Source organism: Psychroflexus sp. MES1-P1E, assembly GCF_002836055.1.
Taxonomy (GTDB): Bacteria; Bacteroidota; Bacteroidia; order Flavobacteriales; family Flavobacteriaceae; genus Psychroflexus.
This window is the reverse complement of sequence record NZ_PJBS01000105.1, coordinates 1-8925: the sequence shown is the minus strand read 5'-3', so window position 1 is coordinate 8925 and position 8925 is coordinate 1. Positions and strand designations below refer to the sequence as shown.

The 8925-nt window shown below is 31.6% G+C and carries 11 protein-coding genes; 3 read left to right on the top strand and 8 right to left on the bottom strand.

Annotated features, from left to right (window positions below; genetic code table 11):
• Nucleotides 1-27: 27 nt before the first annotated feature.
• Nucleotides 28-174: a LytTR family transcriptional regulator DNA-binding domain-containing protein gene (locus CXF67_RS19145; RefSeq protein ID WP_145990351.1), complete on the top strand. Its 147-nt coding sequence runs from the start codon at nucleotides 28-30 to the stop codon at nucleotides 172-174.
• A gap of 360 nt (nucleotides 175-534) precedes the next feature.
• Entirely contained in the window at nucleotides 535-1047 is a 513-nt protein-coding gene (locus tag CXF67_RS02705; protein WP_257984567.1) for a YceI family protein, read from the top strand.
• 2832 nt (nucleotides 1048-3879) lie between these two features.
• Here CXF67_RS02705 and CXF67_RS02700 read toward each other — a convergent pair.
• The 5 genes from CXF67_RS02700 to CXF67_RS02680 all read right to left on the bottom strand — a co-directional run bounded on the left by CXF67_RS02700 (nucleotide 3880) and on the right by CXF67_RS02680 (nucleotide 7133).
• Nucleotides 3880-4314 (bottom strand): hypothetical protein, encoded by a 435-nt coding sequence (locus CXF67_RS02700; protein ID WP_102087342.1) that lies wholly within the window; start codon nucleotides 4312-4314, stop codon nucleotides 3880-3882.
• Nucleotides 4315-4552: 238 nt separating this feature from the next.
• Nucleotides 4553-4780 (bottom strand): hypothetical protein, encoded by a 228-nt coding sequence (locus CXF67_RS02695; protein ID WP_257984566.1) that lies wholly within the window; start codon nucleotides 4778-4780, stop codon nucleotides 4553-4555.
• A gap of 4 nt (nucleotides 4781-4784) precedes the next feature.
• Nucleotides 4785-5351: a 3'-5' exonuclease gene (locus CXF67_RS02690; RefSeq protein WP_102087341.1), complete on the bottom strand. Its 567-nt coding sequence runs from the start codon at nucleotides 5349-5351 to the stop codon at nucleotides 4785-4787.
• A 95-nt stretch (nucleotides 5352-5446) separates the two neighbouring features.
• On the bottom strand, nucleotides 5447-5635 hold the full coding sequence (locus CXF67_RS02685) for a DUF2130 domain-containing protein (RefSeq protein WP_219621013.1): 189 nt from the start codon (nucleotides 5633-5635) through the stop codon (nucleotides 5447-5449).
• A gap of 154 nt (nucleotides 5636-5789) precedes the next feature.
• Nucleotides 5790-7133 (bottom strand): DUF2130 domain-containing protein, encoded by a 1344-nt coding sequence (locus CXF67_RS02680; protein ID WP_257984565.1) that lies wholly within the window; start codon nucleotides 7131-7133, stop codon nucleotides 5790-5792.
• Nucleotides 7134-7439: 306 nt separating this feature from the next.
• Between CXF67_RS02680 and CXF67_RS18040 the strand changes: the two genes are divergently transcribed.
• Entirely contained in the window at nucleotides 7440-7604 is a 165-nt protein-coding gene (locus CXF67_RS18040; RefSeq protein WP_180957872.1) for a hypothetical protein, read from the top strand.
• Between the two features lie 194 nt (nucleotides 7605-7798).
• Here CXF67_RS18040 and CXF67_RS02675 read toward each other — a convergent pair whose 3' ends face one another.
• The 3 genes from CXF67_RS02675 to CXF67_RS02665 are packed head-to-tail and all read right to left on the bottom strand — an operon-like array spanning nucleotide 7799 to nucleotide 8836.
• Nucleotides 7799-8290, bottom strand: coding sequence for a DUF4365 domain-containing protein (locus tag CXF67_RS02675; protein ID WP_102087340.1), 492 nt, complete (start codon nucleotides 8288-8290; stop codon nucleotides 7799-7801).
• Entirely contained in the window at nucleotides 8287-8478 is a 192-nt protein-coding gene (locus CXF67_RS02670) for a DUF2130 domain-containing protein (protein ID WP_374702235.1), read from the bottom strand. Before CXF67_RS02670 ends, CXF67_RS02675 begins: the two co-directional genes overlap by 4 nt.
• Before the next feature lie 58 nt (nucleotides 8479-8536).
• The gene (locus tag CXF67_RS02665) at nucleotides 8537-8836 is read right to left on the bottom strand and encodes a hypothetical protein (RefSeq protein ID WP_102087339.1); all 300 of its coding nucleotides are present in this window, start codon (nucleotides 8834-8836) and stop codon (nucleotides 8537-8539) included.
• Nucleotides 8837-8925 lie beyond the last annotated feature (89 nt).

Sequence of the window (8925 nt, the reverse complement as noted above, 5' to 3'; positions counted from 1 at the left end):
GGGATTGAATATAGTTTGCCATAGTTTTTGTTTACCAGAGTCCACCGTTCTTACATCATTAATAAAAAGGGGGTCTCCTCTTTAGTCGTTAAAGGTGTAACTATTGATGAGTTTAAAATTTCTATAAGTACTCATTATTTTGATGCTTTAGAAAAGAGCTGTTTTTATAAATAATATCTTCTCTATTTAATTTCCACTCTTGAGCATGGGTTTGCCTGTTGTCTATTAAATTTTTATAAAAACTAGAGTGACCAATAATCGACATTCAAACCCTAGGTTACACTACAGATGTAGCGAATGTGAGTCCATTTCAATTTAAAGTGCTAAATATTTCTCTTCAAAATTCAGTATTCACTTTTTAGCCTTCATTGAAATTATAGATGTGGAACTCATCCCCATAGATCAATTGATGGTTAAACAAAAAGAAATTATTAAACAGGTAAAGCATAAAACAGAACAAAATGAAATATAGTTTGAATAATTTCGATCATTGATATGTATAAATCAAATACTAATTATAAAATACTACATAAAATGAAAACAATATGGAATATTGACCAAATGCATTCTGAAATTGGCTTTAAAGCAAAGTATATGATAATTTCAGCAGTGACTGGTCATTTTGAAGATTTTAAGGCAACCATCGTATCTGAAAATCAAAACTTTAATCATTCACAAATCAGTTTTACAGCACAAACAAATTCTATCACTACAAAAAACAGCAAAAGAGATGGCCATTTAAAGGCAGACAATTTTTTTAATGTAGAAGCTTATCCTGAATTAGTCTTTACCTCTAAATCATTTGACGGCAATGTGCTAATTGGAGATTTAACGATAAGAGACATCACTAAGGAAATTTCTTTAGAGGCAGACTTTAAGGGTGTCGCAACAGATTCTTATGGTCAAACCAAAGCAAGTTTTAAAGTCAAAGGCGCTATCCGTAGAAAAGAGTTCAATCTTACTTGGAATGCACTAATAGAAGCAGGCAATATCGCTGTAAGTGATACTATCAAATTAATTATTGATCTCCAATTTATTAAAGAGTAGTTTTATTAGAAGTGTAAGATAAGGCTGATGATTCTTTTCAGTGGCTTATTTTTTTTAAGATAGAGTCTAGTAAGGTAAAGGCTTGCAAAATTTAATATGAAGCCCTGTTAGATTCGGATAGGCAAGTAAAGCTCCAAATGTAAGAAGAGCAACCATACCCGTGGAAAGGACAATTTGAATCCAGTAGATAAAGATGTGCTTTCAATAAATCAACAGAGAAGAAGGTCATCTTGAGTAATAGACAATTTGAATCCAGTAGATAAAGACGCGCTTTAAACGAATCAACTGAGAAGAAGGTCCTCTTGAATAAGGGACAATTTGAATCCAGTAGATAGAGATGCGTTTTTAACGAATCAACAGAGAAAAAAATCCTCTCGAATAAGGGATAATAAATACGCTGTTATGCCAGACGGACTGTATTTTCTACCAAAGCTTTGTCCTGTATAAAATAGTCTCAGGCGAAATTGTTTATGATGTTTTAATGGATTGGAATTTTTTTAAAACGCCAGTTGATCTGTGCTTTATTTAAATTTATTAAATCCTCTAACTACAGATTTAATAGTATTCGATACACCATTGATAACTTTTGAAATACCTCCGTAAAATAGTGGGAATTTTTTCAAAAACCAATCAAATCTTCAATTTTTTAGCTCCTAATGGCTTATTCTTAGTTCTATTAACTATTCGATGAATTGCTGCAAATACTTCAACAAGGACGAGCTCTCATACCCTCTTGTCTACGATATGCAGTTTCCAAATTGCACAATAACTATTTTTTTTTCAGTTTAAAAGTAACCTCCCTTTCCTAAGGACATTTTTAACAGAATTCAATCAAGGCGACTTTCTATATCACTTTGTATTCCACACACATGTCACTACACTCCTAGCCTTTTGTAGGCTTTGGATCGTTTCTAAAAAGCGACTCTCTCTATCACATTGTATTCCACACACATGTCACTACACTCCTACCCTTTTGTAGGCTTTGGATCATTCCCATTTCACATACTTGCCACTACACTCCTAGCCTTTGGCAAGCTCTAGATCGTTTCTAAAAAGCGACTCTCTATATATCATTTCGTATTTCACACACATGCCACTACACTCCTAGCCTTTGGCAAGCTCTGGATTGTTTCTAAAAAGCGACTCTCTATATCATTTCGTATTTCACACACATGCCACTTCACTCCTGCCCTTTTGCAAGCTTTTGGATCGTTTCTAAAAAGCGACTCTCTATATCATTTCGTATTTCACACACATGCCACTTCACTCCTATGTCATCTCAACTGCGATGAGCTTAAAACAGGCACATACAAAGCATGTTCAATTAACATAGTAGAAGACTTTTTTAGCACTAATATTTTCAAGAAGGTCTAGAAAAACTTTGGTCTTATCCAAAAGACAAGTCATGTCATACTGATAAATGAAGCGAAAAGTAATGGTCTTTTATCTTATATATAATAAACTAAACAGTCAAAATTTATAAAGCGCTATTTACAGGTAACCAAATATTTAGTTTTTCTGATATCTCAGTTATATAATCAATGGTTAATCGCCATATTACAGGCAGCTCCAATAGCGGCAACACTACATAATGACAAAGAGACGTCAATCACTTTATGATCTTTTAGGGGTTATTTTGCAATAATCTTAATACCTGATTCAAAAAGACCCCAAAAAGGGCTTATGGCATGTATATCATGGTATAATATTTTACAATAAAGGAGTTATTTGTAGTAGTGAAGAAGAAGCGACATTCTTTTCAAAGAAAGATGAAGCTATAGAAAGGTTAATTACAGAACCTAAAAAAATAAAGAGGCTGCTTTTTCTCACACAGTTTTTAAAGCAATACAAACATGCCAAAGAAAAATAAAGCCGAACCAGGTCACCACCTTTTTTTATAAGCTCTGGCTGGCCTATCTTTAAAAAGGTAGGTCATTCCTTTTTTTATGCTGTCCTCTTACCGCTCTATCTTGCTTTTAACAAAAGCTCAGACTCATTCCTCGCCAAGGACAGGCGCCACATAGAACAGAATAGGATAAAATATCGAAAATTTATAAAACAGCGAATAGAACTTTTTCTGTTCTATTTTATATAGATGCAGATATAGCGCCTTTAGGTCTATATCGTCAGCATTTATGTAACAGCCGTTTTACGACCTACGTTTAGTATAAATGATACCCCATAATTCCCTCAGCCGCATCGTCTCGCAGCTTTCAACAATTCATCCTCAGGATAAATTATTTAAACTCGTGTAAAATATCCCTAGAATATATCGTCTGGGTCATTAAACTTTATGGTTTAGTCTAACTTGAAGATTCTGCTGTATGTCTTATAATTAGCCGTGGCGCCTGTACTGAGCTTTTCGTCGAAGTATAAAATATCCGCTACCAACCGCTTTATTGTTTGCTTAAAACAAAATTGCTAATGCAATTATTTTTAATCCACAATTTGCAGCGGCTTACCAACACTTTTTAATTTTTTTTTTGCAAACGCTCTAAAAATTTTATTATTGGTAGTTCACTTACATACAAAAAATGCTATTTGCCTTAAACAAAGCCTTTTTTCGCATTTTTCTATACTGCGTTCACGAATTTAATTATTCATTCATTTTGCCTTGATGCAAAACGAACCAAAAAATCAAGAAAGAAATATGCTTCAACGCTCTCTGTACAAATGCAAGTACTACTATTAAAGTAGTCAGTTTATCAACTGAAACGTAAACGCCTTTAATGTATTACTAAGCATTTGTCCATTCACAGCCCACGCTTGCCCGCATTTCTTTCGTGCCAACGCTCTTCTCCTACCTTTGAAATTATTATGTTAAATAGAAACTTATAGTTGACCAACTATATTGTTTAAAGCAAACTTGCTAAATTCAGGAATTCCCTTTACAAATACTTTGATTTCCCAATTGGATAAATAACTGAAACGTTCACTTTGGTTATTATCAAAAAAAATGTAATCATCTGGCTTCGCCAGTTGATTTGATGGTATTAGATATAACACAGGCTCCATTTCTTTCATAAACAAAACTAATGCAACCCAAAGATTGTCTTTAGGTTCTCCTAATACTGATTTTGAGATTTTAATGCTTCTATCCTTTTCTAAATTGATAGTTTGTAAATACAATTCGTGATAATTACCAGTATCAGTCTTGATTATAAACTCTACTCCCTCTCTCCCACTTTCATTTTGAAATACTTCTAACCGAGCTTTCATTAATTCAAGCTTAGTGAAGTGTTGGGCGTATTGAGTTAGTTTATTCATATTAAGTCTTCCTTAAAATGTTCAAAAATCATAACCATTGCTAACGTATCCACTCGCAATACTTCAATATTGCATTCGTGCCAATTCTTCTACTTGAAATCCTCCTTGTGCCAAGGCTTCTTAAAAAAGGGTCGGATGCCTTAGAGTTAGCATACTCTTTTTTGCGTGTATAGTAAAGTTTGTTCGGACATTCAAGTCCTAGTTTAAATCGTGATTTGGTAAGTAGTTTCATAATTTATTAATCGTATAAATTTTTCACATACTTATTTATATAACTAGTAAGACCTGACCCTTTAGTAGCAAGTGTTTTCATGTTTTCTACATGACTTTTTCCTGCTTTTTTGTAACTATAAGTGTATGGTTTAGAACTATCAAATTTTACTTCTATTGAAGTATCTTCGATTTGATAATAGTGTACTCTTGAATCTCTGCCTAAATTTTTATATCTCTCTATAGGTATTAGCATTCAATTAAATAACACGTCGTTTTTTTAATTCCCAAAAACACTTTTCTGTAGCATCTATATCCGCAAAAGCATCGTGAGCACCTTCAAAGTCTTTACCAAAAAGTTTGATATGAAGTTCCGATAGCGTTGGCCATTTATATCCATAATTTCCAGGTATTTGGCAATAATTTGTAGAAGACTTCATCGTGCATATTTTCGTAGTATATTCAAAATTGCTGATCACACCTTTGCGTAATAACTCTGCCCCTAAAATCATCTTGTCAAAATTTATATTATGCGCAACTATACAATTAGATCTTTCAATAAGGCCGTTAAATTTCTGAAGCAATGTGTTTAAATCGACTCCTTCAGACATCGCTTTTTCTGTTGTAATCCCATGAATTTTGGAGGCTTCATTTGGTATAGTGAAATTTTCAGGTTTTATAATAAAATTACCTATGTCAATACGATGACCTTCGTCCGACAATATCCAGCCTATTTGTATCATACGAGGCCAATTATTTAAATCACTTACGGGTGCTTTCCAATTTTTTGGAAGACCTGTTGTTTCTGTATCGAAAAATAAATGCATAACTATATAACTAAGATTAAATGTTCTTTCTTTATTATTTTAATAGTTTTATGACTCCTCTTCAACATCAATAGACGTACCTAAATTTGGTTCTTTTATTCGTTTTTATCCTCATCAGCACTAGGTAATTCCAACGCTTTTACAGATTGTATCGCATTTCCTGCAATTCCCTTAATAGAACCATACATATCAATAGTATTAGTGGTCACTTTATCAATCTGTTTATCTCTTTGTTTCCAAATGCGTTGCATAGAACGCTTTTCGCTTTCTAAATCTGATTTCATTTATGTACACTATTAGAAGATATTTTAATTTCCAATTTGATAAATTAATCATTAAACTTACTTCGTTCTCTATAAATATTACTATCGGGCTCTGATAATTCTTTTGAAGGAATTAAATAAAAACCTTTCGGTTCTTTATTTATTATTAATTGTTTTATTCAGTTTTATCCGAAAGCCCATCAAATTTTGCTTTCATTGTAGGATTTCCATGGGTTAATTTTTTAATAGTTAATTCATCTGCCTTATTATTAGCCAATCTCAAGTTGTTTTCCGAAGATAACAAAGCTTCTTTGGTTTTATTCAAATGACTAATAGTCTTATCTATTTCCTCAATAGCTGTAGTAAATTTTCGACTAGCTAAATCATAATTGTATGCAAACCCTTTTCTAAATGCATCAACCTTTTCTTCAAAATTGGTAATATCAATATTTTGATTTCTCATTAAATTCAGTTCTGCTTTGTATTTCAAGGAATTCATTGCAGCATTACGAAGAAGTGTAATAATTGGTATAAAAAATTGAGGTCGTACTACATACATTTTTTCAAATCTATAAGAAACATCAACTATTCCAGTATTATAGAACTCATTTTCCGATTCTAAAAGTGAAACTAAAACTGCATATTCACAGTTTTTTCCTTTGCGGTCTTTATCAAGTTTCGCAAAGAAATCCTCGTTTCTTTTTTTTGTAGTAGTTTCATCATTTTCATTTTTCATCTCAAACATAATTGAAATAATTTCATTTCCTGAACCATCAGTCTCTTTATATATAAAATCGCCTTTATTTCCGCCACTTGAGTCGTTATCTTTCTCAAAATAAGCGTTTTGAAAAGCTGTTGCTCGCAGTTTATTGAATTCAGTTTCACAATGTTGCTCCAAAGTCTCACCAACCATTTTTGTAGAAAGTTTCTGTTTATAATCTTTCAAACGAGCAATTTCATCGTCTTTCATTTTGATGGTTTCATCTTTGACAACAAGTTTATTAGTAAACTGTTCCTTAATCGACTTTTCAAGTAATTGTGTTTCAGTTTCTTTAATTTTCAAATCATTGACAAGATTGTCACGTTCTTTTTCTATTACTTTAATAGCTTCAGAAACATCTAACTTTTTCTGAAGTTCTGCACTTTGAATTTGAGATTTCATTTCAGCGATTTCCGTTTCTTTTTTTGCTAGTTTTTCAGCAAGTTCAGTATCGCTTTTTGCCTTTAATTCGGTTAGTTCGTTGTCCTTTTTTGTCAGTTCTTCTTGCAATGAATTTTTTAAGTGGGCTTTAGCAAGCTCAACCGCACTTTCTTTTTCCTTATCTGCAAGAGCAAGTCGGTTATTTAGTTCTTCCTCAAATTGATGGTCACGAACTTGTTTAAGTATATCAGCAAATCCAGCTTCGTCAACTTTGAAAGCTTTTTTGCAATTAGGACATATAATTTCGTTCATATTCTTTTTTTTATCTTCCAACTGATGAGCCAAAATATCTTGAACATCTATTGATGTGCCACACATAATTAAGGCATTTTATTTGATTTGGGTTTCGTTTTTAATAGGTATTAATAATTAACTTATTCTTTCGTACGTGTTAAAAAATTTTTAAGCGATTCTCGCAAGGCGTTCCGCAAGAGTAAAAAATTTAAGAAATCGAGTTTTACGAGATTCACGAATTCATTTGAAGTTTCTGCAAATAATTAAATAAGTGAGTAAAAATAAATTTCTATACACGTGTTAACTATAGAACTTCAATTAATCTTTTTTTCTATTGTATTATTAGGTATTTTAAAAATTGATACTCAATCAATTCTTTAAAATAGTGTCTTGAAACACTATTTAGCGATGGCTAAATACATAAAACAAAAATCCAAGACTGCATACGAACAAACGCTAAGAAAAGGTTTGGGAGACCTTTTTAGTGAAGCAGCAGCTGGCGCGTTAGCCAAAACAATTACGGCTCATTCCCTATATTTTAGACTATTTAGCTAAAAATGTACAGTGTACATTTTTAGCTAAATACAATTTGAAACGAACATTTAGTAAATTGTTGTATCCAATTACAATCATCCACTAAATAATTTGTATTTGTATAACCTAAAATATACACGCTCTTTTCTCCTATTGTTTTGCCAAAGTTTTCTGAGGCTAAGTTTAACATCGAGATTCTATTTTATATAATAATATTATTCTTGTTTTATTCTATTTCTAAATTCTTCACCAGCACATAATTTATAATCAACAACTTCCTTAATATAAGCCTTGACAGTACTCCAGTCAATGGTAGATAACTTATTGATTTTTGGAATGTTAACTGTAAATGTGTTATTCTCTTGATTTGGTTTAGAAACGCTACTCAATAATATCCAATATCCTTCTTTTTCTTCCTCGCAGTATTTCACGAGCATAATTACATGCAATCTAGATACTAAATAGTTATAAGTACTTAATTTTAAAGTTGCTTTTTCAAAATCACATACAATCGAATTTTCAGATGCTTTAAGTTGAATTTCAAAATCGTAAGCTGGATGTTTCCCTTCAAAGATATTTACGATTAAATCAACTCCATAGTCATCATCGGGAACTGTTGTAGTCCAATTTTCTGGTATATTATTTCTAAAAAATAATAGAGATTTACTTTCTAATATTCTATTCCTGTCTCTTATTGGTAAATTCATATTTCTTCATTTAAATCATCACCTTCTGGCAATTCTAAAGCTTTAACGGATTGTATTGCATTACCAGCTATGCCCTTAATTGAGCCATACATATCTATTGTATTGGTTACGACTTTTTCAATTTGCTTTTCTCTTTGTTTCCAAATTCTTTGCATTGACCGTTTTTCGCTATCTAAATCTAATTTCATTTATTTACACTATTAGAAGATATTTTAATCTCTCAATTCAGTAAACTTGGCATTAAACTCACTTCGTTTTTATAAAGATGTTATCAGACTGTGATAAATGTTTGGATGGAATTAAATAAACAACCTTTGGTGCTGCATCTATTATTAAAACTAAAACAACAAACAGTTTATCTCTTAATTCTCCTAAATCTTGTTTTGCTATTTTGAGACTTCGTTGTGTAGTATCTAAATTTATGGATTGTACATATAATTGATTGTCTTCAATTTTAAAATCAACTCCTCCCCTCCCATTGGTTTTAATCTCTAATTTTATTCCAATATTTTTTAGTTCTGATTTAAGGAAATTTTTTACTGTCACGAACTAATTTTTTTTACTTTATTACTTATAAGGATGCTTTTAATCTAGATTAAAAGCAAAACTTCCTGATATATAATTTTTATCAATAC

Excerpts from the sequence above, each read along its gene's own strand:
- CXF67_RS02705 (WP_257984567.1), top strand. The coding sequence starts at position 535 with ATGAAAACAATATGGAATATTGACCAAATGCATTCTGAAATTGGCTTT.
- CXF67_RS02700 (WP_102087342.1), bottom strand. The coding sequence starts at position 4,314 with ATGAATAAACTAACTCAATACGCCCAACACTTCACTAAGCTTGAATTA.
- CXF67_RS02695 (WP_257984566.1), bottom strand. The coding sequence starts at position 4,780 with ATGCTAATACCTATAGAGAGATATAAAAATTTAGGCAGAGATTCAAGA.
- CXF67_RS02690 (WP_102087341.1), bottom strand. The coding sequence starts at position 5,351 with ATGCATTTATTTTTCGATACAGAAACAACAGGTCTTCCAAAAAATTGG.
- CXF67_RS02685 (WP_219621013.1), bottom strand. The coding sequence starts at position 5,635 with ATGAAATCAGATTTAGAAAGCGAAAAGCGTTCTATGCAACGCATTTGG.
- CXF67_RS02680 (WP_257984565.1), bottom strand. The coding sequence starts at position 7,133 with ATGTGTGGCACATCAATAGATGTTCAAGATATTTTGGCTCATCAGTTG.
- CXF67_RS02675 (WP_102087340.1), bottom strand. The coding sequence starts at position 8,290 with ATGAATTTACCAATAAGAGACAGGAATAGAATATTAGAAAGTAAATCT.
- CXF67_RS02670 (WP_374702235.1), bottom strand. The coding sequence starts at position 8,478 with ATGAAATTAGATTTAGATAGCGAAAAACGGTCAATGCAAAGAATTTGG.